Source organism: Pseudomonas sp. W3I7 (genome assembly GCF_030816095.1).
Taxonomy (GTDB): Bacteria; Pseudomonadota; Gammaproteobacteria; order Pseudomonadales; family Pseudomonadaceae; genus Aquipseudomonas; species Aquipseudomonas salomonii.
The window spans coordinates 2,792,789-2,815,462 of sequence record NZ_JAUSXP010000001.1 but is presented as its reverse complement, the minus strand read 5'-3'; the positions used below and the strand labels follow the sequence as shown (position 1 = coordinate 2,815,462).

Genomic DNA, 22,674 nt, shown 5'->3' with positions numbered 1-22,674 from the left:
TTCGGTTTATTGCAGACAAAAAAACGCCCGAGCGACTCTCGCCCGGGCGTTTTGAGGGCGGTGCAGCTTACTTAAGGTGCGGCAATCCGCCCTTGATGTTTCACAGACTTAGATCTTGCCGACCAGGTCCAGGGACGGAGCCAGAGTAGCCTCGCCTTCTTTCCACTTGGCTGGGCAGACTTCGCCTGGGTGAGCAGCGACGTACTGAGCGGCCTTGATTTTGCGCAGCAGCTCGGAAGCATCACGGCCAACACCGCCGTCGTTCAGCTCAACGATCTTGATCTGACCTTCCGGGTTGATCACGAAAGTACCGCGGTCTGCCAGGCCGGCTTCTTCGATCAGTACGTCGAAGTTGCGCGAGATGGTCAGGGTTGGGTCGCCGATCATGGTGTACTGGATTTTGCCGATGGCTGGCGAAGTGTTGTGCCAGGCAGCGTGGGCAAAGTGGGTGTCGGTGGAAACGCTGTAGATCTCGACGCCCAGTTTCTGGAATTCGGCGTAGTTGTCAGCCAGGTCTTCCAGTTCGGTTGGGCAAACGAAGGTGAAGTCGGCTGGGTAGAAGAAAACGACCGACCATTTGCCTTTCAGGTCAGCGTCAGTCACATCTACGAAGTTGCCGTTTTTGTAGGCGGTCGCTTTGAACGGTTTTACTTGGCTGTTGATGATAGGCATCGGTGACTCTCCGTCAGTGGTTGAACAGTTGATGAGATGAATCCTACTCACTCTTTGTGTCGATGGCTCATTGGCAAACCTGATGCTGACGATTGGTTTTCCCTATCAGGTCTCTGTATTAATAGAAGAAATCTCAAAGCAGCGGTTGGGTAGCCAAGGTCATGCCCAAAAAGGGTGTCGCTTCAACATAGCGCATGGCGGATTTCATGTCGCTCCAGCCGACGTAACTCATCAGCGACTTCAAATCCCAGCCGCTGCCGTGGGCCCACGTGGCAAAGCCACGGCGCAGTGAGTGGCTGGTGTATTGATCCGCAGGGATGCCCGCGCGCTCCAGGGCCTGGCGCAGCAGCGGGATCACGCTGTTGGGGTGCAAGCCCTCCTCGCCCAGGTTGCCCCAGCGGTCTACGCCCCGGAACACCGGGCCGCGCACCAAGGCCGAAACGCTCAGCCATTCGCTGTAGGCTTGCACGGGGCATAGCCGCAGCAGTGCCGGGGTCTGGTAGGTCTTGCCGAGGTTGTCGCGGTCACTTTTGCTGCGCGGCAGGTACAGGCTGATGCCGGCGCCGGGCACTGCTTGTACGTGTTCGATGCTCAGGCGGCACAACTCGTCGCTGCGAAAGCCGCGCCAGAAGCCCAGCAGGATCAGCGCAGTGTCGCGCTTGGCGCGCAGCAATCGCGGCTGATCCTGCGCCTCAATCGCCTGCCTGGCTTCAACCTCAAGGGAGGCCACCACCTGTTCAAGGTGCTTGAGCTGCAAAGGCTCGGCCTGCTTCTCCTGCGCCGGGTGCACCGCCCGGATGCCCTTGAGCACCTTGCGCACCACGGGCGCCTTGGTCGGGTCCGGGAAACCCTGGCTGGTGTGCCACTGCGCCAGCGCCGAGAGCCGCAGCTTCAAGGTGTTGACCGCCAGCACCCCGGCATGGGCCACCAGGTAGCGCGCCACGCTGTCGCTGGTGGCCGGCAGGAACCCGCCCCAACTCACTTCAAAATGCTCGATGGCCGCGCGATAGCTGCGCCGTGTGTTGTCACGGGTGGCGGCGTTGAGGTAACGGTCCAGGTCGCTCATAAAAGGCCTATTCGTACTGCTGGCGGGTGTATTAACGGTTAAAAACGTTATGACACGGGATAATACGCCAATATCCCATCTGTTAATTCATGAATTTAAACGGTATTTTATTCGTGATACAGTATGTATCTACATACCATGTACCACAGTACTAAATCGACGGAGACCCCATGGCGCGCGGCGGCATAAACAAAGCAGTGGTTCAAACGGCACGCCTGGCGATCCTGGCCCGTGGCGAAAACCCCAGCATCGATGCGGTACGCATCGAGATGGGCAATACCGGCTCAAAAACTACAATTCACCGCTATTTGAAGGAGCTGGATGACAGCGAAACCCGGCTGACGATCACCCAGGCGCCCATCGACGACGAGCTGGGCGAGTTGGTAGCGCGGCTGGCCCAACGCCTTAAAGACAAGGCCCAGGAGCCGATTGACTTGGCGCAGGCGCAATTCGAACAGCAAAAAGCCGCCCTGCTCGCCCAGGTGCAAGCGCTTGAAGAAGCCCACGGCCAGCTCAAGCAGCAATTTGATATCCAGGCCGCCGCACTCGCCGAAGAAAGCGCCGCCTTGCAGACCGCCAGCACCAGCCTGCAAACCGAACAAACGCGCAATGCGGGGCTTAGCCAGGCGTGCAGCGATTACGAGTTGCGCATCAAAGACAAGGACGAACAGATTCGCTCGCTGGAAGACAAGCACCTGCACGCCCGCGACGCGCTTGAGCACTATCGCAATGCGGTCAAGGAGCAACGCGAGCAGGAACAACGGCGCCATGAAGGCCAGTTGCAGCAGGTGCAGGCCGAGCTGCGCCAGGCGCAACAGAGCGCCATGGTGCGTCAGGATGAGATCACTCAGCTGCATCGCGACAATGAGCGACTGCTGATCGAGCACCGCGTGACCAGCAAGGAATTGACCGCCCTGCAGGAGCAATCACGCAAGGAGCACGCGCAACAGCAAACGCTCAGCGAACAGCTTGGGCGGATAGACAGCGAACGCACCCTGCTTCAGGAGCGTTTGCGGGTTGCGGTAGAGGAAAGTCAAGCGCGCCAGGCGGCGCTGAGCGAGCAACAGCAGCTCAGCAAAACCCTGGAGCTGGACCTGATCAAGGCCCAGGCCAGTATCGAGGCATTGCGCCTGGCGGCCGTCGTTGCAACGCCGCCAGAGGCAACCGCCGAGGCCTGATCAGCCCGCCACAGGCGTGCGCATGGTGACGAACTCTTCCGCCGCTGTGGGGTGCACGCCGATGGTTTCATCGAAATGCTGCTTGGTCGCGCCCGCCTTGAGCGCGATCGCCAGGCCCTGAACGATCTCACCTGCATCCGGCCCGACCATGTGGCAACCCAGGACTTTGTCGGTGTCAGCGTCGACCACCAGCTTCATCAAGGTTTTTTCCTGGCAATCGGTCAACGTCAGCTTCATCGGCCGGAAGCGGCTTTCGAAGATCTGCACCTTATGGCCGTTTTTCTTCGCGTCTTCTTCGCTCAGGCCCACGGTGCCGATATTCGGCAGGCTGAACACCGCGGTCGGGATCATCGCGTAATCCACCGCACGGTATTGCTCAGGCTTGAACAGCCGACGCGCAACCGCCATACCCTCGGCCAGCGCGACGGGCGTCAATTGCACCCGCCCGATCACATCGCCAATCGCCAGGATCGAGGCTTCGGCGGTCTGGTACAGGTCGTCGACTTCGACAAAGCCACGCTCATCCAATTTGACGCCGGTGTTTTCCAGCCCCAGGTTGTCGAGCATCGGGCGGCGACCGGTGGCGTAGAACACGCAGTCGGCTTCGAGCACGCGACCGTCTTTGAGGGTGGCCTTGAGGCTGCCGTCGGCCTGCTTGTCGATGCGCTCGATATCGGCATTGAATTGCAGGTCGAGGCCGCGCTTGGTCAGCTCTTCCTTCAGGTGCGTGCGCACCGCGCCGTCAAACCCGCGCAGGAACAGGTCGCCGCGATACAGCAAGGTTGTCTGTGCGCCCAGGCCATGGAAGATGCCCGCAAACTCGACGGCGATGTAGCCACCGCCAACTACCAGCACGCGCTTGGGCAGCTCTTTGAGGAAGAACGCCTCGTTGGAGCCGATGGCGTGCTCACGCCCCGGGATTTCAGGGATCTGCGGCCAGCCGCCGGTCGCGATCAGGATGTGTTTGGCCGTAAAGCGCTCGCCATTGATCTCCACCTGGTGCGGATCAACCAAACGCGCGTGCCCTTCGTGCAGGGTCACGCCGCTGTTAACCAGCAGGTTGCGGTAGATGCCATTGAGGCGGTTGATTTCTCGGTCTTTGTTGGCGATCAGGGTCGCCCAGTCAAAGTTCGCTTCACCCAGTGACCAGCCGAAACCGCTGGCCTGCTCAAAGTCTTCGGCGAAATGCGCGCCGTACACCAGCAGCTTTTTCGGCACGCAGCCTACGTTCACGCAGGTACCGCCCAGGTAACGGCTTTCAGCTACCGCCACTTTTGCGCCAAAGCCTGCGGCAAAGCGCGCTGCGCGAACACCGCCGGAACCGGCGCCAATTACATACAGATCAAAATCGTAGGCCATTTCACTCTCCTCGGCAGCTCATCAGCATACCGACTTACATGGGGCTGAAAAACGAAAAAGCCACCCGAAGGTGGCTTTTTGGGCGGGCTACTGTGAATCAGTAAGCCTTACCGGTCTTGTAGAAGTGCTCGTAGCAGAAGTTGGTGGCCTCAATGTAGCCTTCAGCGCCACCGCAGTCGAAGCGACGGCCTTTGAATTTGTAGGCAATCACGCAGCCATCTTTGGCTTGCTTCAACAGGGCGTCAGTGATTTGAATCTCGCCGCCTTTGCCTGGCTCGGTTTCTTCGATCAGCTTGAAGATGTCCGGCGTCAGGATGTAACGACCGATGATCGCCAGGTTCGAAGGCGCATCTTCCGGTGCGGGTTTTTCAACCATGTCGCGCACACGAATCAGGCCATCACCGATGTCGTCGCCGGCGATCACGCCGTATTTGTTGGTTTCCTGAGGGTCGACCTCTTGAACCGCAACGATGGTGCAACGGTATTTCTGGTACAGCTTGACCATCTGGGTCAGTACGCCGTCGCCTTCCAGGTTGACGCACAGGTCGTCCGCCAGGACCACGGCGAACGGTTCGTCACCGATCAGCGGGCGGCCGGTGAGGATGGCGTGGCCAAGGCCTTTCATCTGGGTTTGACGGGTGTAGGAGAACGAGCACTCGTCGAGCAGTTTACGGATGCCGACCAGGTACTTTTCCTTGTCGGTGCCCTTGATCTGGTTTTCCAGCTCGTAGCTGATGTCGAAGTGGTCTTCCAGCGCGCGCTTACCACGACCGGTAACGATGGAGATTTCGTTCAGGCCGGCATCCAGTGCCTCTTCGACGCCGTACTGAATCAGTGGCTTGTTCACCACCGGCAGCATCTCTTTGGGCATGGCTTTGGTCGCTGGCAAGAAGCGAGTGCCGTAACCGGCTGCTGGGAACAAGCATTTCTTGATCATATAAGTCCTTACAAAGGGCTGTGCGTACGGAATTCGGCGCAGTCTAATCAGGCCGCAGTCACCTTACAATGGCTCCTGCTGGCGTTGCGATGTCAACATAGAGAAAAAATGTGCGCGTAAGTTCCGCTGATCCTACGAAGAGCATTTACTCAGGACGCGACATAACCCGTCATCGCCCCTTTGCTTACGAGCGCCTCAATGGTTTTAGCACGCTTTTCGCTGCACGGCACTGACCTGCAACAACTTGCGCGCCTCGTGGCCAATTGGCGCTATCATTGCTCGCCTGAACCACACCACGAGATTGATAGATGTCAGAACCAAAAGGCGTAAACGGCTACCTGATCACCAAGCGAGCGGACGGCTGGCACCTGATCAACTTCCACGGCGACAGCGTCGCCGGGGTATTCGCGAGCGAAAGCATGGCCGTTGCGGTGGCTGAAGTGTTTGTGGACGAAGCCGGCCACGCGTCGAGCAAGCGCCCAAAAGATAAAAAGTAAGCGTCATTGCTTGCGCACAAAGCCCCGGTCGACGGGGCTTTTTTGTGTTTGTCTGTACCTTGATGGCCGTTCGCTATAATCTTGCTGAAAACGCCCCACGACAGTGTCTGCGCCCCACCTACACCCTCAACGACGACCCAACTCATGAACAAGATTCTGGCATTGACTGCGGCCCTGGCGCTGATGACCGGCTGCACCACCACGTCCGACACCTACCTGAAAAACGGCGAGCAAGGCCTGACCATCGACTGCTCGGGCGAGGCCAATTCGTGGGCCAGTTGCTACGAAAAAGCTGACGCTTCGTGTGCAGGCACCGGCTACCGCATCGTCGGCACCGAAGGCACGCCGGCACTCAAGGAAAGCGACAAGACCCTGGGTAAAGACGTGGGCAACTTCAAAAGCCGCAGCGTCGTGGTGGTGTGCAAGTAACCCTGCGCGCTACAGATGAACTTCGGCGAATTTGATCCCCAGGCCGCGCAAGGTCTCGATCAGGTCGTCCAGGCGCGGGAATGACTCAACCTCGTCCTGATCGTCAACCAGGAAGTAACTACGACCGCCGCTCTTCTTGAAAAATACGATCCACTCGCCCAGGTCGGCGGGGTTCTGGATAACATGGGTGGCCGAAATATGGCCTTCGGCATGTCGGGCTTTGACGTGTTCTCGTTTCATGACGGGCTTTCCAGGAAGGACAAATGCCGCGCAAACCCAGGGTTTGAGCGGCATCTTTGCATTGAATGGCGCATTGAATGGCCGACAGTTTAACGGATGCCCTGCCCGATCAGCACGCCCTCTACCGTCTGACCGTAAAGATTGACCCCGTCATTGGCGTGAAACTTGACCCGGGTCTTCTCTATGGAGCCTGCAACCAGGCGTGGATCCTGCGGCCGTTCGTGGCTGTTGACGTAGGCCGCCACATCCCACGCCTGCTGATCACTCAGGCTGCCACCCTTGCCCAGCGGCATGTTGTGCTTGATGAACGAGGCAGCCGTGTTGATTCGGTGCATGCCGGCGCCCCAGTTGTAGGCATCCTTGCCCCACAGCGGCGGCATCACATAGCTGTCACCGACTTTTTGCCCCTGCCCTTCGCCGCCGTGGCACACCGCACACTGGCCCTTGTACACCTCGGCGCCCTGGGCCAGGTTGTAACCCTTGGCCGGTTGCGCCACGTCGGGGTAGCCACGCCCCGCAAGTTCCACGCCCAGCGGCGCCTTGCTGGCCAGCCAGTAGGAATAGACTGACAGCGCGGTAATCTCCGGGCTGTCGGCGGCCGGTGGCGTGCCGCCATTCATGCTGAACTGGAAGCAGCCCTGCAAGCGTTCGGCGAAGGTGTTGACCTTGTCGTTCTTCTTTCGATACGCCGGGTACATCGGGTACGCGCCCCACAGCGGCGCCGAGTTGGCCAGGCGGCCTTGATCCAGGTGGCAATTGCTGCAGTTGAGCCCATTGCCGACAAATTGTGGCGCCAGGCGTTTGGTGTCGACGAACAAGGCGTAGCCCTGGCGCACCAGCTTGCCGTAGGCATTGTCGGGCAGCTCGCTTTCCTGTGGCGGCTGGAAGAGGTCGGCCGCCGCGAGCTTGGCCGATGGCTGCAATTGGGACTGGTCTTCCATGGCAATCGGTGCCGCGTGGGCGGGCAGTGCAACCAGCAAGCCAAGTACAGCCGCTAACGTGAAGGGCTTCATGGCTTGGCCTCCTGTTTCAACCCTGCGAAATACTGGGCCACGCCCTGCACTTCTTCTGCCGTCAGGGACTTGGCGATATGGCCCATCAAGTCGTTGGGGTCATTGTGACGGCTGCCGTTCTGCCAGGCCATCAACTGCGCCGCCAGGTACGCGGCAGGCTGGCCCGCCAGCGGTGGAAACGCATCACCTACACCAACACCGGCAGGCCCATGGCAGCTGACGCACGCGGGGATCTGACGTTCCCAGGCGCCCTGCAATGCAAGCTTTTGCGCGGCACCCACAGGCATATCGCTGCGATACGCCGTTGCCACGCCCGGAAACGGCATCGCCGCCACCGCCTCGCTGACCGCCGTCACTTCCTCATCAGTCAGCGCCTTGGCCAACGGTTGCATCACCGGATTACTGCGCGCCCCGCTGCTGAAGTCAGCCAACTGTTTGCGCACATACTCGGCCGGCAAGCCTGCCAGCCTGGGGAAACCGGCGGCAGCCAGGCCCAGCCCATCGGCACCGTGGCACGCCACACAGGGCATGGCGCCAGGCTGTGAGCCGCCTTCGGTAAAGACCTTTTTTCCCTCCAGCGCGTGGGCATTGCCCACTAGCACTAGCAGCGCGCTGCCTATCAACAGTCGTTCCAGAAACATCATCACGGCTCCTTCCTTATAGTTATATGCTTAGACTACAAACGCATAAGCCTACAAATAGTAGGGCAATGATCCTCAGGCGACAACACTCGAATAGACGCAAAAAAAAAGCCTGACGCTGCAACGGCAGGGTCAGGCTTTTTTATCGGGTTCAGTACACGGATAAACCAGAGGCTCAGCCGGAGATGCAATCCTCCCCGGCTTTCTTGATGTCGCCTGGGCGAATCGGCACATTTGACATGCTTTCATAGAGCTTGATACTGCTGCCGCTGGAGCGATCTTCGATCTCGAAGATCGCCGAAGGGTCGGCCGAGAATTTCTGCGGCACAATCACTTGTACACCGTCCTTATGCGGCTCAATCTGCGGCGGCCGGCGCGTCGCTTCCAGTTTTCGGACCACACACGCGGCATATTCAGGCGGTTTTTTGCCTGAAATAACCACTAAGGTTGGCGGGGTCTGCTTGATATCTGCAACCGAAGCACATCCACCTAACGCCAAGGCCAGAACCAACACACTCCACTTCATACTTAAACCTCCGATAAAGACCCTACGACAGCGTAGAGAGAAAATTTCTCCCGCATATGTAGGATTTATCTCTGAAAACTCGGGAAATAACTGTTTTAAATTGTCGAAGTCGTCGACGACGACCCGATAATAATCGCGTCAGGGCTGATAAACTCTATCTTAACCTACGTATCATTCTGATTTTTCAGAAAAAGCCCTTCTGGAGACACCCCCATGAAATTCATCCACCAGCGCGAGCACCTCAACGAGGGCGACATCGTTGTCATCGAATGCTCGCAGACCTGCAACATTCGCCTGATGAGCGATGCCAATTTCCGCAGTTTCAAGAACGGTGGCCGCCACACCTACCATGGCGGCGCGTTTGACAAATTCCCGGCGAAAATCACCGCACCCAGCACCGGATTCTGGAACATTACCCTGGATGTGGTCACGCGCCGCGCCATCAGCGTGACCCGCAAACCTGCGTTGTCCCACAAGATTCGCATTGTTCGCCGCACCAGCACCAAACTAAGCTGAGCTGAGCTGAGCTGAACCCTCGACAGGAAAACCGCTGTGACTAAGACCAAATACGTTATCAAGTACAAGCTCAACGGCGAGCGTCGCTTTGAGTTCGCCCAACTACAGACCAACAGTGTTGAAGAAGCCAAGGAAGCCCTGGCAGAAATCCACGATGCCACCGATGAAATCACCGACATCACCGTGAGCAAGGCGCTGTAAACCATGCCAGGCCCGACGGCTGATCTGTTCGCTGAGGATGCCTTACAGCAACCGGCGGGGCGCGAGCAGATTGGCGAAGAGTCCTACGTGCTAAAGGGCTTCGCCTTGCCCTGGATTGACCGCCTGCTGCCTGAGTTGCGACGGGTGTTGGCCCAATCGCCGTTCCGGCAAATGGTCACGCCCGGCGGCTTCACCATGTCGGCAGCACTGAGCAGTTGCGGCGCATTGGGCTGGACCACCGACAGCGCCGGCTACCGTTACAGCCCGGTTGACCCACGCAATCAGCAGCCCTGGCCGGCCATGCCCGAGACGTTGCGTGAATTGGCCACGCTTGCCGCCGCCGAAGCTGGCTTCAGCGCGTTTGCCCCGGACGCCTGCCTGATCAACCGCTATGTGCCGGGCGCCAAGATGTCCTTGCATCAGGATAAAAACGAACGCGCGTATAACGCCCCTGTGGTTTCAGTCTCCCTGGGCCTGCCGGCGATCTTTCTGTTTGGCGGCCATGAGCGCAGCAGCAAAACCCAAAAAATCTCACTGTTCCACGGCGACGTGGTGGTCTGGGGCGGCGTCGATCGCTTGCGTTTTCATGGGGTGATGCCCATCAAGGAAGGCGTGCATGCGGTCATGGGCCCGCAGCGCATCAACCTGACCTTTCGCACCGCCGGCTAATTTGACCGCAAGCTTCAGAGTGTCGGCCATCAGCAACGCGGTTAATCTGCCCGTGATCCGTCAAGAGTGCAGGCCATGACCACCGAACAAGACCCTCGCTGGGCCGCTATCGTCGCCCGTGATGCCAAAGCCGACGCCCTGTTTGTCTACGGCGTTAAAACCACCGGCGTGTATTGCCGCCCCAGCAGCGCCTCGCGGTTGCCACGCCCGGAAAACATCGAGTTCTTCGACACCCCGGCACAAGCTGAAGCGGCGGGTTATCGCCCGAGCAAACGTGCGGCCGGCGACCAGACGCAATTGGCGGCCCACCACGCCCAGCTGGTGGCCGACGCGTGCCGGCAGATCGAGCAAGCCGAAACCGCGCCCAGCCTGGAAGCACTCGCCCATGGCGCCGGGCTAAGCGCGTTCCATTTTCATCGCGTATTCAAAGCCGTCACCGGCCTGACACCCAAGGCCTACGCCAGCGCCTTGCGTTCGCGCAAAGTCCGCCACAGCCTCAAGGGCGAGCATTCGGTGACGGATGCGTTGTATGACGCGGGCTTTAATTCCAACAGCCGCTTTTATGAGTCAGCCAATCAACTGCTCGGCATGAAGCCCAGCGACTACAAAGCCGGCGGCACCAACAGCACGATTTTGTTTGCCGTGGGCCAATGCTCACTGGGGGCGATTCTGGTGGCGCAAAGCCAACGCGGCGTGTGTGCGATTTTATTGGGCGATGACCCGGACGCCCTGCTGCGCGACTTGCAAGACCAGTTCCCCAAAGCCGAACTGGTCGGCGCAGATCATGAATTCGAGCAGTTGATCGCCCAGGTCGTGGGTTTTATCGAAGCCCCTGCCCTGGGTTTGAATTTGCCCCTGGATTTGCGCGGCACCGCCTTTCAGGAACGGGTGTGGCAAGCACTGCGCGACATCCCGGTGGGCAGCACCGCCAGCTACGCGCAGATAGCTGCGCAGATCGGCGCGCCCAAGTCATTTCGCGCGGTGGCCCAGGCCTGTGGCGCCAACAGCCTGGCGGTGGCGATTCCCTGCCACCGCGTGGTGCGCAGTGATGGAGAGCTGTCGGGCTACCGCTGGGGCGTAGAGCGCAAACGGCAACTGTTGGAGCGCGAACAGTCGGTGAAACGCTAGGGAATACCGATATATACACCGGCGGTTATTTGCTCGCTTGCAGCGCCCTCGCCTTCAAAGCCCCAGTTTTCGTTTACGGAATTCGGCCACCTTATGCCGGTTGCCACACAACGCCATGCTGCACCAGCGGCGCTTGTGAGCCTTGGTCCGATCATAAAACCACAGGATGCATTCCGGATGCTCGCAGCGGCGAATCAGGTTGAAGTCGCCAGTCACCAATAAATTAGCCGCGGCTTCGGCAATCGGCGACAAAAATTGCTCGGCGCTCTGCACCTTGCGTTGGCGCTCCAATTGCGGCGCGCCGGATGCCGGCCAAAGCAGCTGCGGGTGGCTCACCGCCTTGCGCAAAAAGCCATTGAGGGCCGCCGGGTTGCCCGCCAGGCCCTGCTTGCGTGCGGCGACCAATTCACGAATCACCTCACGCAGCTCCCGCGCGGCGCGCAGCAACGCGCCGTCATCAAATACCGGAATACCGCCCGCCTCGGCCCACTGCAAACGCACCAGCCAACGCTGCACATCCGCGTCCGCCTGCCAGAAATCCCATGGCACGCCGTCGATAGTCGCCAGGGTATTGAGCATGTCCAGCACTGGCTCATCGGCCAGGACATAAGGTTCGAGCGGTGCAGCTGAGGGCGTAGAGATGTCCATGGTGAATCCTCTTGATCACGGCGCAATCGTAACCGTTATTTCCATTTCTGTGTAGTTACACCAGCAAAATTTATAACCGGTATAAATCATTTGACAGGTTACTTTTTTGAGCGCAGTTTTTTAGAAGATGTAACCACTAAACCAAATCAATCAAGTTACAAAAGGCGTACTGATCATGTCTATCCAAGCCCCTGTCGTCCGCTACCACCACGTCGATGCCGACGGCGTGCGCATGTTCTACCGTGAAGCCGGCGACCCGGCAGCCCCGGTGATTTTGCTGCTGCACGGCTTCCCGAGTTCGTCGCACATGTACCGCGACCTGATCCCGCTGCTGGCCACGCGGTTTCGGGTGATCGCGCCGGACTTACCAGGTTTCGGCTTTACCGAAGTGCCCGCAGAACGCGACTACCACTACAGCTTCGACAACCTGGCAACCACCGTGGGGCATTTTGTCGATGCACTGAAACTCACGCGCTACGCCCTGTACGTCTTCGATTACGGCGCACCGGTTGGCCTGAGGCTGGCGGTGGCGCACCCACAACGGGTCAGCGCGCTGGTCTCGCAAAATGGCAACGCTTACCTGGAAGGCCTCGGCGATGCCTGGGCACCGATTCGTGCCTATTGGGCCGAGCCCAGCCAGGCCAACCGCGAGGTGATCCGCAACGCTGTGATCAGCCTGGAGGGTACGCGCTACCAGTACCTGCACGGCGTGAGTACACCTGAGTTGATCGCGCCGGAATCCTACATGCTGGATGTGCTGTTGATGCAGCGCCCCGGCAATGACGAGATCCAGTTGGACCTGTTTCTCGACTACCGCAACAACCTCACCCTGTACCCGCAATTCCAGGCGTTTTTCAAGGCCACGCAGGTGCCAACGCTAGTGATCTGGGGCGAGCACGACCCGTTCTTCATTCCACCCGGCGCCCACGCCTACAAGGGCGACAATGCCAATGCCGTGGTCGAGTTGCTGGACACCGGCCACTTCGCCCTGGAAACCCACGCCGCGCATATCGCCGAGCGCATTCATACGGTGTTGGGGCATGCCATCGACTGACGCAAAAGCACGAAACCGCTACATCGTCCAGTGAATAAAACAGACTGGCCGGGTGCCAATGGCCCTGCTAAAACAGCGCAAAGTCTTACTCACGCTGGAGACGCCCCATGAGCACCTGGCCAGACACCCGCATTCTCGACCTGCTGGGCATCGACGTGCCCATCATCCAGGCGCCGATGGCCGGCGCCACCACCACCGCGATGGTCATCGCCGCCAATCAGGCCGGCGCCTTGGGCTCAATGCCCGCCGCCGCGCTGAGCATCGAGCAACTACGCGAAGCCTTGAGCACCATTCGCCAAGCCAGCAAAGGCCCGATCAACGTCAATTTCTTCTGCCATCAACCGCCAGCGGCTGATCAAGCGCGTGACCAGCGCTGGAAGGCGTTGCTGGAACCCTACTACCGCGAGCTGGGCGCCGATTTTGATGCACCCACCCCGGTGTCCAACCGCGCGCCGTTCAACGAAGCGGCCTGCAAAGTCGTCGAAGAATTTCGCCCTGAGGTGGTGAGCTTTCACTTTGGGCTACCGGAACAAACCTTGCTCGATCGGGTTAAAGCCACCGGTGCCAAGGTGCTGTCCTCGGCGACCACCGTTGAAGAAGCCGTTTGGCTCGAACAGCATGGCTGCGATGCAATCATTGCGATGGGCATTGAAGCCGGTGGCCACCGAGGAATTTTCCTCAGTGACGACCTCAACACCCAAATTGGCTTGATGGCGCTGGTGCCGCAAATGGTCGACGCGGTGAAGGTGCCGGTGATCGCCGCAGGCGGCATTGGCGATGCACGCGGCATCGTCGCGGCATTGGCCCTGGGTGCCTCGGCGGTGCAAATCGGCACCGCGTACCTGTTTACTCCCGAAGCCAATGTCAGCGCGTCCCATCACCATGCACTGCGCCATGCCCAGGCCAGTGAAACCGCGCTGACCAACCTGTTCACCGGCCGCCCGGCGCGCGGCATCGTCAATCGCGTAATGCGTGAACTGGGCGCGATCAGCTCATCGGCACCGGCATTCCCCACCTCTGGCGGCGCCCTGATGCCGCTCAAGGCCAAGGATGAAGCCGGCTTCAGCAACCTGTGGGCAGGCCAGGCACTGCGTCTGGGTAAAGATATTTCCACGTATGACCTGACCCGTCAGTTGGCCGAACAGGCGCTGGCCAAGCTCAAGCGCGACTGACACTTGGGGCAACTTTGCACTGTACCGGCAATGGCCAACCGCTATATATTCTCATACATAGCGGTAAAGCCTTCTGCCTAGAGCATGCCGTACATTCCCAAGGAGCTGCTTCATGATGATCCGCGCTTCACGCCTGGCCCCCCTTATTGCCGCCTTTGCCTTCGGCTCAGCCCACGCCGATGAAGTCCAGGTGGCTGTCGCGGCCAACTTCACCGCGCCGATCCAGGCGATTGCCGCCGATTTCGAAACAGACACTGGCCATAAACTGGTCGCCGCCTACGGCGCTACCGGCCAGTTCTATACCCAGATCAAGAACGGTGCGCCGTTCGAAGTGTTCCTCAGTGCCGATGACACCACCCCGCAAAAGCTTGAAAGCGAAGGCGACACGGTCAAAGGTTCACGCTTCACTTACGCGGTCGGCACCCTGGCGCTGTGGTCGGCCAAAGAAGGTTATGTGGATGCCAAGGGCGATGTGCTGAAGAAAAACGACTTCAAACACCTGTCCATCGCCAACCCGAAAGCGGCACCTTATGGCCTGGCCGCCACTCAAGTGCTGGCTAAAGAAGGCTTGAGCGAGAAGGTCAAGGACAAGCTGGTCGAAGGCCAGAACATCACCCAGGCTTACCAGTTCGTGTCCACCGGCAACGCCGAGCTGGGCTTTGTCGCGCTGTCGCAGATTTACAAGGACGGCAAGGTCACCAGCGGTTCGGCGTGGATCGTGCCGGCGGCCATGCATGACCCGATCAAACAAGACGCGGTGATCCTCAATAAAGGCAAGGACAGCGCGGCGGCCAAAGCCTTGGTTGAATACCTCAAGGGGCCAAAAGCCGCTGCGGTGATCAAGTCCTACGGTTACGAATTGGCCAACTGAATATGCCGCTGTCGAGTGCCGATTTTTCCGCCATCTGGTTGACCATCAAACTGGCGTCATTGACGACTGTGATCCTGCTGATCATCGGCACCCCGATCGCCCTGTGGCTGTCGCGCACCCGCTCCTGGTGGCGCGGCCCCATAGGCGCGATTGTCGCGCTGCCGTTGGTGTTGCCACCGACGGTGATCGGTTTTTACCTGCTGTTGACCATGGGCCCCAACGGCTATTTCGGCCAGTTCACCCAATGGCTGGGCCTGGGCACCCTGACGTTCAGTTTCGCCGGGCTGGTGATCGGCTCGGTGATCTACTCCATGCCGTTTGTGGTGCAGCCGCTGCAGAACGCCTTCGCCGCCATTGGCACACGCCCACTGGAAGTGGCCGCGACGCTGCGCGCCAACCCTTGGGACACGTTTTTCACGGTGATCCTGCCCCTGGCCCGCCCCGGTTTTATCACCGCCTCGATTCTGGGCTTCGCCCACACCGTCGGTGAGTTCGGCGTGGTGTTGATGATCGGCGGCAACATCCCCGACAAGACCCGCGTGGTCTCAGTGCAGATCTACGACCACGTCGAGGCCATGGAATATGCCCGGGCCCACTGGCTGGCCGGCTCCATGGTGGTGTTCGCTTTTCTCGTATTGCTGGCGCTCTATTCCAGCCGTAAAACCAGGATGGGTTGGAGCTGACCGCCATGATTGATGTTCGCCTGAACGTGAAGTACCCAGGTTTTGCGCTGGACGTAGACCTGCACCTGCCCGGCCGTGGCGTGACCGCACTGTACGGGCATTCCGGCTCCGGCAAGACCACATGCCTGCGCTGTATCGCCGGGCTTGAGCGGGCTGAAGACGGGTTTATCCAGATCAACGATGAGGTCTGGCAAGACAGCCGCAACGGCGTGTTTGTACCGCCGCATAAGCGCGCATTGGGTTATGTGTTCCAGGAGGCGAGCCTGTTTGCGCATTTGTCGGTGCGCGCCAATCTGGAATTCGGCCTCAAGCGTATTGCTCGTTCGCTTCGCCGCGTGCACCTGGCCCAGGCCGCCGAGCTGCTGGGCATCGGCCACTTGCTTGAACGCCACCCGCAGCACTTGTCCGGCGGCGAACGTCAGCGTGTCGGCATCGCCCGCGCCCTGCTCACCAGCCCGCAGCTGTTGTTGATGGATGAACCCCTGGCAGCCCTGGACAGCAAGCGCAAAGGCGAGATTCTGCCCTACCTCGAACGCCTGCACGATGAGTTGGATATTCCGGTGCTGTACGTCAGCCATGCCCAGGACGAAGTCGCGCGCCTGGCCGATCACATCGTGCTATTAAGCGACGGCAAAGCGCTGGCCAGCGGCCCCATCGGCGAAACCCTGGCACGCCTGGACTTGCCGATGGCGCTGGGCGATGACGCCGGGGTGGTCATCAATGGCAGCGTGATTGCCTACGATGAGCACTATCAACTGCTCACCCTGCAATTGCCCGACAGCCCGTTGCAAATGCGCGTGGCTCATGCACCGCTGGCGTTGGGCAAACCGTTGCGGGTCAAGGTGCAGGCACGCGACGTCAGCCTCAGCCTGCACGCCGAGGAAGCCAGCAGCATCCTCAACCGCTTGCCGGTGACGGTCACCCAGGAAATAGCGGCGGACAACAGCGCCCATGTACTGGTGCGCCTGGATGCCGGCGGTACGCCGCTGCTGGCGAGGATTACGCGCTTCTCCCGCGACCAACTGCACCTGCATCCGGGCCAGGCCTTGTGGGCGCAAATCAAGGCGGTAGCCGTGCTGGCGTAAGTATTTGGCACCCGCGCAAAACCCTGTGGTCAATCAGGTATACCGGCCTGATCTGTTGCCAAGGAACCTGCACCATGCCCGACTCTGCGCTGCCTGCCGACCTGCCCCGCGACCTGCATTATGTTGACGACACCCAGCCCGGCATCCGCCGCAAAAAGCTGCGTGGCAAGTTTCAGTATCTCGACCCCAAAGGTCAGCGCATCACCGATGCCGATGAAATAAAGCGTCTGAATGCGTTGGCCGTGCCACCGGCCTACACCGATGTGTGGATCTGCGCCGACCCGCGCGGGCACCTGCAAGCCACCGGCCGCGATGCCCGAGGCCGCAAGCAGTACCGCTATCACACGCGCTGGCGCGAAGTGCGCGACACCGACAAATACTCGCGCCTGCAAGAGTTCGGCAATGCCTTGCCCAAACTGCGCAAGCAATTGGAAGCGCAAATCGCCGCGCCGGGGTTCACCCGTGAAAAAGTCCTGGCCACCGTGGTGATGCTGCTGGACGCCACACTGATCCGTGTCGGCAACACCCAATATGCCCGCGACAACAAATCCTACGGGCTGACCACCCTGCGCAACCGCCATGTGGACATCAAGGGCAGCGAGATTCAGTTCCAGTTTCGCGGCAAGAGTGGCGTCGAGCACCAGGTCAGCGTCAAGGACCGGCGCCTGGCCACGGTGGTCAAGCGCTGCCTGGAGTTGCCGGGGCAGAATCTGTTTCAGTACCTGGACGAAGACGGCGAGCGCCACACTGTCAGTTCCCACGACGTGAATACCTATTTGCACAGCCTCACCGGCGCCGATTTCACCGCCAAGGACTATCGCACCTGGGCCGGCACTGCGATGGCGCTGGCGGTGTTGCGCGAGTTGGAGTGGCAGCCCGAATCCGATGCCAAGCGCCACGTGGTGGCGATGGTCAAGGACGTCGCCAAGCAGTTGGGCAATACGCCAGCGGTGTGCCGCAAGTGCTATATCCACCCCGCCGTGCTGGAGCACTTCAGCCTGGGCGAGCTGTCCAAGTTGCCCAAGCCACGGGTGCGCAAGGGCCTCAAAGCCGAAGAAGTCGCGCTGGCGATGTTCCTCGAGCAATTGGCCACCGACTTGCCCAAGGGCGCCAAGCTGGGTTAGCCTTCGGGTCCCTTCTGACTCACGGGATGAGCGCCGACGTGAACAACTAAGCCTTCCAAAATGTACCTGCAACGAGCCGCCTGGCGCGCTTGTTGGCCTGTTCGACATTTTTTTGGAGGTGCTGATGACTGACGTCAAACGCCTGCCCGTATTGGTTTCCCTGCAACACGTGTGCTTTCAGTTCGCCAATGGCGAAACCTTGCTGGACGACCTCACCCTGTCCATTGATTACACACCCACCGGGATTGTCGGCCGTAATGGTCGCGGTAAAAGTATCCTGGCGAAGCTGCTTGCCGGGGTGCTTGCACCCTCTTCCGGTACGCTGGACGGCAAGGCCCGCGTCGCTTACGTCGCACAGAGCCTGACGCTGCAACCGGGAGCAAGCCTTGCGCAGATCACCGATACTGCCCAGGCCCTGGCCGCGCTTGAGCGCATGGCCCGAGGCGAGGCCCGGGGCGGTGACCTTGAGCTGATTGACGATCGCTGGGACCTTGCCGAACGCCTGCGTGCCGCACTTGATGACGCGGGTTTACACGCGCTCGGCTTTGACGCGCCAGCCCATCAACTGAGCGGCGGCCAACTGGCCAGGGTTGCCGTCATCGGTGCGCTATTGGCGGCGCCGGATCTGCTGGTGCTGGATGAGCCCACCAACCACCTCGACAGCCATGGGCGCGAGTGGCTGCTGCGGGTTTTGAGCGAGTGGCGCGGCGGTTTGGTGGTGGTCAGCCATGATCGCCAGCTGCTCAATACCCTGGCGCGCATCGTCGAGCTGTCGCCCCTTGGCATGCGTGTGTATGGCGGCAATTACGCTGCCTATCGCCAGCAGCGCGATACCGAACAGCACGCTGCCGCCATGGCGCTTGAGCATGCTCGTCTGCAACGCAGCCGCGAACGCAAGCGCCTGCAAAAAGATCACGACAGCCTGCAACGCAATGCCGCACGCTCACGCAAGCATGCCGAAACCGCCAACGTTGATCGCTTTACCAAAGCCCGCTGGAAAGGCGCCGCCAAGGAAATCGTCAGCACGGTGCGCAGCGCTCACCAAGCCTACAAGAATGAGCTGGATGGGCAGGTGCGCCAAGCCTATGCACGTGTCGTCGATGAAACCCCGACCTTGCTCGCCCTGCCCGGCTCGGCCTTGCCCAACGGCCGACACGTACTCACCCTGGAGCATGCCCAACTGCCGTGGCTCGACCCGCACCAGCCGGCAACTTACCTCACACTCAACCTGATCGGCCCGGTACGCGTGGCCGTGCGTGGGCCGAACGGTTGCGGCAAGTCCACGCTGCTCAAGCTGCTGGCGGGCCAATGGCAAGCGGTCAGCGGCGCCTGCACGGTGTCGATACCCGCCGCGTATATCGATCAGCACCTGGCGCTGCTGAGGGATGAGCGTTCCATCGTCGAACAACTCAACCTGCTCGACACGCCCCTGGCCGAAGGCGAGCTGCGCACGCGCCTGGCCTTGTTGCAACTGGATGCCCTGCGCGTCACCCAACCCACCGGTCAACTGAGCGGCGGCGAACGCTTGAAAGCTGCGATGGCGGTCACCCTATGGCGCGATTCCCCGGCGCAACTGCTATTGCTGGACGAGCCCACCAACCATCTGGACCTGGAATCGGTACTGGCCTTTGAGCAGGCGTTGCGCGGGTTTACCGGGGCCATTGTCGCGGTATCCCATGACGAGGCGTTCATCCAGGCGATCCGGCCGACCCACCATTTGATCTGGCAGCCCAGCGGCTGGCGACTGGAAAGTGTCTGAGGTCATTGCATGCACCGCCAAAGCGTCCTACGGTAGTGGCCGAATAATCTCACCGCGGAGCCCGGTCCTATGTTGCCTTCGTCCCAAAGGCCTTACGCCAATGCAGCGCTTGCCCATCGCCAACGCTGGCGCGGGCGTGTCGGCTTGATGCTGGTGGCCAGCCTGTCGGTACTGGCGGGCATGACCGATGCGATTGGCTTTATGGCCAGCGGGGATTTTGTTTCATTCATGAGCGGCAACACCACGCGCCTGGCGGTGGCAATCAGCGCCGGCGACCTGGGCCTGACCGGGCGCCTGCTGTTGCTGGTGGCGATGTTTGTGCTGGGCAACGCCCTGGGCGTGGTGGTCAGCCGCTTCAGCCGCCGGCATGCGCTGCCTTTGCTGCTATGCATCGCCGCCTTGTTGTGCGGCGCGGCGCTGTGGCCCTTCGACGATACGTTGCCGGCGCTGCTGGCGGCGATCCTGGCCATGGGCATGCTCAATGCGGCCGTGGAAGAGGTCAACGGTTTGCCGGTGGGCCTGACCTATGTGACCGGCGCGCTCTCACGTTTTGGTCGCGGGTTGGGGCGCTGGATACTGGGGGAACGGCGTAATGGTTGGCGGGTGCAACTGGTGCCATGGGTCGGCATGTTCGTGGGCGCCGTGATTGGCGCGGTGCTGGAGCACCAACTCGGGCTCAAGGCGCTGCTGGTCAGTGGCGCATTGGCCGCCGTGCTGGGGCTGGTGTCACTGAAGATTCCCCGGCGCTGGCACTTGGGCTACATGCCGCGATAGATAGAAAACGAGGCCCGCTCGACGTTCAGGCCTCGACGTCCGTGTACTGGTAAAGAGCCATCACGTCGAGCGAGCGGGAGGAATGATAATTCAATGTCCAGCGCCTGTCCCGCCGGGCGTTTCCGAAAAATGCTAAGGAGACAGCCTACAGACAGGTTGCCAGTGCGGCCAACCGACGCTTGGCCGGCATCGTGTCCTGGGCGGCATAGTACTTGACGCTGGAACCGCCACCGGCGACGCGCACATCGGCAAAGTAGTCACCGCCCGTGGTGTAGACGGTAAAACCACCGGCTTCGAGCGGCTCTTTGAAGCCACCAGCGTCAACGCCGAACACAGCCTCGTCCTGCCAGCCGAACTGAATGCATTGGGCTACCACCAATGTGGCCTTGTCCGACGCCAGGGTCTTGTAGGGCTGACCGCTGCGCGCGTCCTTCATCTTCGAGCCCGCACAGCCGGACAGTGCGGCCACTGCCAATGCGCCAATTACCAGCTTTCGCATGCCATTGCTTCCTTTGGAAAAAATGCGACTTTACCACTCTCCGGTGATTGTCTGATGCGTGCATGAACTTTGTTTCACTGTGAAGGGCGCGCCTGACCCCTATAGTCAGCAGGCTCATTTTTAAGAAGTATCCCTTCTGCCCGCTCTCCCGCGGGCTTTTTTTTGCCTGGTTTTTTTGGGAGGCGGTTGAGCACGCGGTGTTGATGTTTGTTGGGGGCCATTACTTAGGTAACGGCTGAGGATGTAAGGGCCTTAGCAACAGCTACAGCCGACCTCACCGTCAAGGTTGGATGCGGTCAACTGTGGGAGCGGGCTTGCTCGCGAATGCAATGTGTCAGTCAATTCATCTGTCACTGACCCACCGCATTCGCGAGCAAGCCCGCTCCCACACTTAGACCCCGTTGCATCAGGTAGATAGGCTTTTGCTTCAACCATTCAGGTCGGCTTTAAGGCCGCCATGCTGTAGATTTTAATCTGAGGCGCCCCGTCAACCACGCTGGCCGAACGCAGGCTTGAATCCGTGGGTAACCCGGTCAAAACCACCAGCGAAACAAATAAAACAACCCCATGCTCAACAGCACCGTAATCAACACGCTACGCGTCCAGAACATCAACGCCACCGCACAGACTCCCGCCAGCAAATAAGGATTACCCGGACTCAGATTCAACTGATGGTCGGCAAGAAAAATGATCGGCCCGCAAATCGCCGTCAGCATCCCAGGCACTGCAAACCCCAGAAACTCCCGCGCCCCACGGTTAAGCCGCACCGGCAAACGCGGCTCGATAAACAGGTAACGGTTAAAGAAAACCACCAGCCCCATGGCCACAATCATGATGTAGATCACTTCTGCCCTACCCCCAGCCGCTTGCAGGCAAACCCTGCACTCATGCCCAACACCCCGGACACCACCACCGCCGACTCCCAGTGCAAAAAGCTCAGCCACACCGAAAACAGCAGCGACACCGCCACACACACCACCGTCGGCACATCACGCACCACCGGGGTAATCAACGCGATAAAGGTCGCGGCAATCGAAAACTCCAACCCCAACTGGTCAAGCCCGGGGATGCTTTTGCCGAGCACAATGCCGGCCAGGGTAAAGAGGTTCCAGGCGATGTAAAACGTCAGCCCCACCCCCAACGCATACCAGCGATTGAACGTCTGGCGGTCATAGTGGTTGACCAGCGCGAAGAACTCATCAGTGAGCAGAAAGCCCAGGCTCATGCGCCAGCGGGCGTTAAGTGACGAGAGTGTCGGGCGCATGTGCATGCCGTACAGCAAATGCTGGGAAGTCAGCAGCAGGGTGGTCAGCACAATCGAGATCAGGCTGGCGCCGCTCTTGACCATGCCGATGGCCACCAACTGCGCGGCACCGGCAAACACGATGGCGGACAAACCCTGGGCCTGCAGCGGGGTAAATTGCGCGTCAATGGCCATGGAGCCGGCGAGCAGCCCCCACGGCGCACAGGCCAGGGATAACGGAATAACGGCGACGGCGCCGCGGGCGAAGGCGTAATGCGGTAAGGCAGCAGGCATGGAGACGGCTCATCGACAAACAGTCGACAAGCATGCCAGCGTTTAAAGCAGGTTGTCTTGAACGATCTTGCGCACTCAGGCGAGCTTGACCGACACCTGCTCCACCGAGTCGCGCGCCTCGCGCAGTTCATGGGCATCCTGATTGAGCCGGTGAATGGTATTGAGCAGGCGTTGGCGCAGCACTTCATCGCCGAGTTTTTCGACGGCGCGCATCAGGTCAAACGCCGCGGTTTCGTTATTGTCCGCGACGGAATCGAGGGTCTTGCGCAGGTTGCGAGTGGCACGGGTCACGCGGGTTCATCCTTCATCAGCAATGGGCAGGCACTTTAGGACATTCGTGTTTCATTTTAATTTCAGTCACTTGTGGCGGATTGAAGGGCGTTTGATCCACATCAA

28 protein-coding genes are annotated in these 22,674 nt (G+C 60.1%); 15 read left to right on the top strand and 13 right to left on the bottom strand.

Features of this window, described 5'->3' with window-relative positions; all coding sequences use genetic code 11:
• Positions 1 to 108: 108 nt before the first annotated feature.
• Together ahpC and QF043_RS13180 are read right to left on the bottom strand one after the other, a co-directional pair.
• Positions 109 to 672: an alkyl hydroperoxide reductase subunit C gene (ahpC, locus tag QF043_RS13185; RefSeq protein WP_003173835.1), complete on the bottom strand. Its 564-nt coding sequence runs from the start codon at positions 670 to 672 to the stop codon at positions 109 to 111.
• A gap of 133 nt (positions 673 to 805) precedes the next feature.
• Complete coding sequence (locus QF043_RS13180) at positions 806 to 1,738, bottom strand: site-specific integrase (RefSeq protein WP_307418816.1); 933 nt, start codon at positions 1,736 to 1,738, stop codon at positions 806 to 808.
• A gap of 170 nt (positions 1,739 to 1,908) precedes the next feature.
• On the opposite strand from QF043_RS13180, the gene QF043_RS13175 reads away from it, so the two are divergent.
• Complete coding sequence (locus tag QF043_RS13175; RefSeq protein ID WP_307418815.1) at positions 1,909 to 2,916, top strand: DNA-binding protein; 1,008 nt, start codon at positions 1,909 to 1,911, stop codon at positions 2,914 to 2,916.
• Here the strand turns inward: QF043_RS13175 and gorA are convergent, their stop codons facing one another.
• Both gorA and galU read right to left on the bottom strand, forming a co-directional pair.
• Positions 2,917 to 4,275, bottom strand: coding sequence for a glutathione-disulfide reductase (gene gorA, locus QF043_RS13170; protein WP_307418813.1), 1,359 nt, complete (start codon positions 4,273 to 4,275; stop codon positions 2,917 to 2,919). It lies immediately after the preceding gene.
• Positions 4,276 to 4,372: 97 nt separating this feature from the next.
• Positions 4,373 to 5,212 carry a UTP--glucose-1-phosphate uridylyltransferase GalU gene (galU, locus tag QF043_RS13165; RefSeq protein WP_003212579.1) on the bottom strand — a complete coding sequence of 280 codons (840 nt, stop codon included), beginning with the start codon at positions 5,210 to 5,212 and terminating at the stop codon, positions 4,373 to 4,375.
• A gap of 308 nt (positions 5,213 to 5,520) precedes the next feature.
• Here galU and QF043_RS13160 point away from each other — a divergent pair, with 308 nt between their 5' ends.
• Positions 5,521 to 5,709, top strand: a complete 189-nt coding sequence (locus QF043_RS13160) for a hypothetical protein (protein ID WP_017135493.1) — start codon at positions 5,521 to 5,523, stop codon at positions 5,707 to 5,709.
• Between the two features lie 144 nt (positions 5,710 to 5,853).
• A complete protein-coding gene (locus QF043_RS13155) occupies positions 5,854 to 6,138 on the top strand; it encodes a hypothetical protein (RefSeq protein WP_017135492.1) in 285 nt (94 codons plus the stop codon).
• Between the two features lie 9 nt (positions 6,139 to 6,147).
• Here QF043_RS13155 and QF043_RS13150 read toward each other — a convergent pair whose 3' ends face one another.
• The 4 genes from QF043_RS13150 to QF043_RS13135 all read right to left on the bottom strand — a co-directional run bounded on the left by QF043_RS13150 (position 6,148) and on the right by QF043_RS13135 (position 8,558).
• Positions 6,148 to 6,378 (bottom strand): hypothetical protein, encoded by a 231-nt coding sequence (locus QF043_RS13150; RefSeq protein WP_056860072.1) that lies wholly within the window; start codon positions 6,376 to 6,378, stop codon positions 6,148 to 6,150.
• Between the two features lie 89 nt (positions 6,379 to 6,467).
• Positions 6,468 to 7,391 (bottom strand): c-type cytochrome, encoded by a 924-nt coding sequence (locus QF043_RS13145; protein WP_307418811.1) that lies wholly within the window; start codon positions 7,389 to 7,391, stop codon positions 6,468 to 6,470.
• Entirely contained in the window at positions 7,388 to 8,035 is a 648-nt protein-coding gene (locus tag QF043_RS13140) for a c-type cytochrome (RefSeq protein ID WP_307418810.1), read from the bottom strand. Before QF043_RS13140 ends, QF043_RS13145 begins: the two co-directional genes overlap by 4 nt.
• Before the next feature lie 172 nt (positions 8,036 to 8,207).
• Positions 8,208 to 8,558 (bottom strand): hypothetical protein, encoded by a 351-nt coding sequence (locus QF043_RS13135; protein WP_056860075.1) that lies wholly within the window; start codon positions 8,556 to 8,558, stop codon positions 8,208 to 8,210.
• Positions 8,559 to 8,771: 213 nt separating this feature from the next.
• Between QF043_RS13135 and QF043_RS13130 the strand changes: the two genes are divergently transcribed.
• From QF043_RS13130 to ada, 4 genes are all read left to right on the top strand, one after another.
• Entirely contained in the window at positions 8,772 to 9,074 is a 303-nt protein-coding gene (locus tag QF043_RS13130; RefSeq protein WP_003173824.1) for a DUF1883 domain-containing protein, read from the top strand.
• Between the two features lie 36 nt (positions 9,075 to 9,110).
• The gene (locus QF043_RS13125) at positions 9,111 to 9,275 is read left to right on the top strand and encodes a hypothetical protein (RefSeq protein ID WP_307418809.1); all 165 of its coding nucleotides are present in this window, start codon (positions 9,111 to 9,113) and stop codon (positions 9,273 to 9,275) included.
• A 3-nt stretch (positions 9,276 to 9,278) separates the two neighbouring features.
• A complete protein-coding gene (gene alkB, locus QF043_RS13120; protein WP_305453569.1) occupies positions 9,279 to 9,944 on the top strand; it encodes a DNA oxidative demethylase AlkB in 666 nt (221 codons plus the stop codon).
• A 75-nt stretch (positions 9,945 to 10,019) separates the two neighbouring features.
• Positions 10,020 to 11,072, top strand: coding sequence for a bifunctional DNA-binding transcriptional regulator/O6-methylguanine-DNA methyltransferase Ada (gene ada / locus QF043_RS13115; RefSeq protein ID WP_307418808.1), 1,053 nt, complete (start codon positions 10,020 to 10,022; stop codon positions 11,070 to 11,072).
• A gap of 54 nt (positions 11,073 to 11,126) precedes the next feature.
• On the opposite strand, the gene QF043_RS13110 is transcribed toward ada, so the two are convergent.
• Positions 11,127 to 11,720 carry an ABATE domain-containing protein gene (locus QF043_RS13110; protein ID WP_307418807.1) on the bottom strand — a complete coding sequence of 198 codons (594 nt, stop codon included), beginning with the start codon at positions 11,718 to 11,720 and terminating at the stop codon, positions 11,127 to 11,129.
• 175 nt (positions 11,721 to 11,895) lie between these two features.
• Between QF043_RS13110 and QF043_RS13105 the strand changes: the two genes are divergently transcribed.
• From QF043_RS13105 to QF043_RS13070, 8 genes are all read left to right on the top strand, one after another.
• A complete protein-coding gene (locus QF043_RS13105) occupies positions 11,896 to 12,774 on the top strand; it encodes an alpha/beta fold hydrolase (RefSeq protein WP_307418806.1) in 879 nt (292 codons plus the stop codon).
• Between the two features lie 107 nt (positions 12,775 to 12,881).
• The gene (locus QF043_RS13100) at positions 12,882 to 13,946 is read left to right on the top strand and encodes a nitronate monooxygenase family protein (protein ID WP_307418805.1); all 1,065 of its coding nucleotides are present in this window, start codon (positions 12,882 to 12,884) and stop codon (positions 13,944 to 13,946) included.
• A gap of 112 nt (positions 13,947 to 14,058) precedes the next feature.
• Positions 14,059 to 14,817, top strand: coding sequence for a molybdate ABC transporter substrate-binding protein (gene modA / locus QF043_RS13095; RefSeq protein ID WP_307418804.1), 759 nt, complete (start codon positions 14,059 to 14,061; stop codon positions 14,815 to 14,817).
• Positions 14,814 to 15,500 (top strand): molybdate ABC transporter permease subunit, encoded by a 687-nt coding sequence (modB, locus tag QF043_RS13090; RefSeq protein ID WP_307421379.1) that lies wholly within the window; start codon positions 14,814 to 14,816, stop codon positions 15,498 to 15,500. The genes modA and modB overlap by 4 nt, the downstream gene beginning before the upstream one ends.
• Before the next feature lie 5 nt (positions 15,501 to 15,505).
• Positions 15,506 to 16,585 carry a molybdenum ABC transporter ATP-binding protein gene (modC, locus tag QF043_RS13085; RefSeq protein WP_307418803.1) on the top strand — a complete coding sequence of 360 codons (1,080 nt, stop codon included), beginning with the start codon at positions 15,506 to 15,508 and terminating at the stop codon, positions 16,583 to 16,585.
• A gap of 74 nt (positions 16,586 to 16,659) precedes the next feature.
• Positions 16,660 to 17,709 carry a DNA topoisomerase IB gene (locus QF043_RS13080; RefSeq protein WP_307418802.1) on the top strand — a complete coding sequence of 350 codons (1,050 nt, stop codon included), beginning with the start codon at positions 16,660 to 16,662 and terminating at the stop codon, positions 17,707 to 17,709.
• Between the two features lie 124 nt (positions 17,710 to 17,833).
• Positions 17,834 to 19,468, top strand: a complete 1,635-nt coding sequence (locus QF043_RS13075) for an ABC-F family ATP-binding cassette domain-containing protein (protein ID WP_307418801.1) — start codon at positions 17,834 to 17,836, stop codon at positions 19,466 to 19,468.
• Positions 19,469 to 19,537: 69 nt separating this feature from the next.
• Positions 19,538 to 20,242, top strand: a complete 705-nt coding sequence (locus QF043_RS13070; protein ID WP_058420356.1) for a YoaK family protein — start codon at positions 19,538 to 19,540, stop codon at positions 20,240 to 20,242.
• 145 nt (positions 20,243 to 20,387) lie between these two features.
• Here QF043_RS13070 and QF043_RS13065 read toward each other — a convergent pair whose 3' ends face one another.
• The 4 genes from QF043_RS13065 to QF043_RS13050 all read right to left on the bottom strand — a co-directional run bounded on the left by QF043_RS13065 (position 20,388) and on the right by QF043_RS13050 (position 22,569).
• Entirely contained in the window at positions 20,388 to 20,741 is a 354-nt protein-coding gene (locus QF043_RS13065) for a lipoprotein (protein WP_307418800.1), read from the bottom strand.
• 533 nt (positions 20,742 to 21,274) lie between these two features.
• Positions 21,275 to 21,586: an AzlD domain-containing protein gene (locus QF043_RS13060; protein WP_307418799.1), complete on the bottom strand. Its 312-nt coding sequence runs from the start codon at positions 21,584 to 21,586 to the stop codon at positions 21,275 to 21,277.
• A complete protein-coding gene (locus QF043_RS13055; protein ID WP_307418798.1) occupies positions 21,583 to 22,278 on the bottom strand; it encodes an AzlC family ABC transporter permease in 696 nt (231 codons plus the stop codon). The genes QF043_RS13060 and QF043_RS13055 overlap by 4 nt, the downstream gene beginning before the upstream one ends.
• Before the next feature lie 75 nt (positions 22,279 to 22,353).
• Positions 22,354 to 22,569: a hypothetical protein gene (locus QF043_RS13050; RefSeq protein WP_017138831.1), complete on the bottom strand. Its 216-nt coding sequence runs from the start codon at positions 22,567 to 22,569 to the stop codon at positions 22,354 to 22,356.
• Positions 22,570 to 22,674: the final 105 nt, after the last annotated feature.

What these genes read in the sequence shown, in the direction of transcription:
- ahpC (WP_003173835.1), bottom strand. Translation starts at nt 672, where the DNA reads ATGCCTATCATCAACAGCCAAGTAAAACCGTTCAAAGCGACCGCCTAC.
- QF043_RS13180 (WP_307418816.1), bottom strand. Translation starts at nt 1,738, where the DNA reads ATGAGCGACCTGGACCGTTACCTCAACGCCGCCACCCGTGACAACACA.
- QF043_RS13175 (WP_307418815.1), top strand. Translation starts at nt 1,909, where the DNA reads ATGGCGCGCGGCGGCATAAACAAAGCAGTGGTTCAAACGGCACGCCTG.
- gorA (WP_307418813.1), bottom strand. Translation starts at nt 4,275, where the DNA reads ATGGCCTACGATTTTGATCTGTATGTAATTGGCGCCGGTTCCGGCGGT.
- galU (WP_003212579.1), bottom strand. Translation starts at nt 5,212, where the DNA reads ATGATCAAGAAATGCTTGTTCCCAGCAGCCGGTTACGGCACTCGCTTC.
- QF043_RS13160 (WP_017135493.1), top strand. Translation starts at nt 5,521, where the DNA reads ATGTCAGAACCAAAAGGCGTAAACGGCTACCTGATCACCAAGCGAGCG.
- QF043_RS13155 (WP_017135492.1), top strand. Translation starts at nt 5,854, where the DNA reads ATGAACAAGATTCTGGCATTGACTGCGGCCCTGGCGCTGATGACCGGC.
- QF043_RS13150 (WP_056860072.1), bottom strand. Translation starts at nt 6,378, where the DNA reads ATGAAACGAGAACACGTCAAAGCCCGACATGCCGAAGGCCATATTTCG.
- QF043_RS13145 (WP_307418811.1), bottom strand. Translation starts at nt 7,391, where the DNA reads ATGAAGCCCTTCACGTTAGCGGCTGTACTTGGCTTGCTGGTTGCACTG.
- QF043_RS13140 (WP_307418810.1), bottom strand. Translation starts at nt 8,035, where the DNA reads ATGATGTTTCTGGAACGACTGTTGATAGGCAGCGCGCTGCTAGTGCTA.
- QF043_RS13135 (WP_056860075.1), bottom strand. Translation starts at nt 8,558, where the DNA reads ATGAAGTGGAGTGTGTTGGTTCTGGCCTTGGCGTTAGGTGGATGTGCT.
- QF043_RS13130 (WP_003173824.1), top strand. Translation starts at nt 8,772, where the DNA reads ATGAAATTCATCCACCAGCGCGAGCACCTCAACGAGGGCGACATCGTT.
- alkB (WP_305453569.1), top strand. Translation starts at nt 9,279, where the DNA reads ATGCCAGGCCCGACGGCTGATCTGTTCGCTGAGGATGCCTTACAGCAA.
- ada (WP_307418808.1), top strand. Translation starts at nt 10,020, where the DNA reads ATGACCACCGAACAAGACCCTCGCTGGGCCGCTATCGTCGCCCGTGAT.
- QF043_RS13110 (WP_307418807.1), bottom strand. Translation starts at nt 11,720, where the DNA reads ATGGACATCTCTACGCCCTCAGCTGCACCGCTCGAACCTTATGTCCTG.
- QF043_RS13105 (WP_307418806.1), top strand. Translation starts at nt 11,896, where the DNA reads ATGTCTATCCAAGCCCCTGTCGTCCGCTACCACCACGTCGATGCCGAC.
- QF043_RS13100 (WP_307418805.1), top strand. Translation starts at nt 12,882, where the DNA reads ATGAGCACCTGGCCAGACACCCGCATTCTCGACCTGCTGGGCATCGAC.
- modA (WP_307418804.1), top strand. Translation starts at nt 14,059, where the DNA reads ATGATGATCCGCGCTTCACGCCTGGCCCCCCTTATTGCCGCCTTTGCC.
- modC (WP_307418803.1), top strand. Translation starts at nt 15,506, where the DNA reads ATGATTGATGTTCGCCTGAACGTGAAGTACCCAGGTTTTGCGCTGGAC.
- QF043_RS13080 (WP_307418802.1), top strand. Translation starts at nt 16,660, where the DNA reads ATGCCCGACTCTGCGCTGCCTGCCGACCTGCCCCGCGACCTGCATTAT.
- QF043_RS13075 (WP_307418801.1), top strand. Translation starts at nt 17,834, where the DNA reads ATGACTGACGTCAAACGCCTGCCCGTATTGGTTTCCCTGCAACACGTG.
- QF043_RS13070 (WP_058420356.1), top strand. Translation starts at nt 19,538, where the DNA reads ATGTTGCCTTCGTCCCAAAGGCCTTACGCCAATGCAGCGCTTGCCCAT.
- QF043_RS13065 (WP_307418800.1), bottom strand. Translation starts at nt 20,741, where the DNA reads ATGCGAAAGCTGGTAATTGGCGCATTGGCAGTGGCCGCACTGTCCGGC.
- QF043_RS13055 (WP_307418798.1), bottom strand. Translation starts at nt 22,278, where the DNA reads ATGCCTGCTGCCTTACCGCATTACGCCTTCGCCCGCGGCGCCGTCGCC.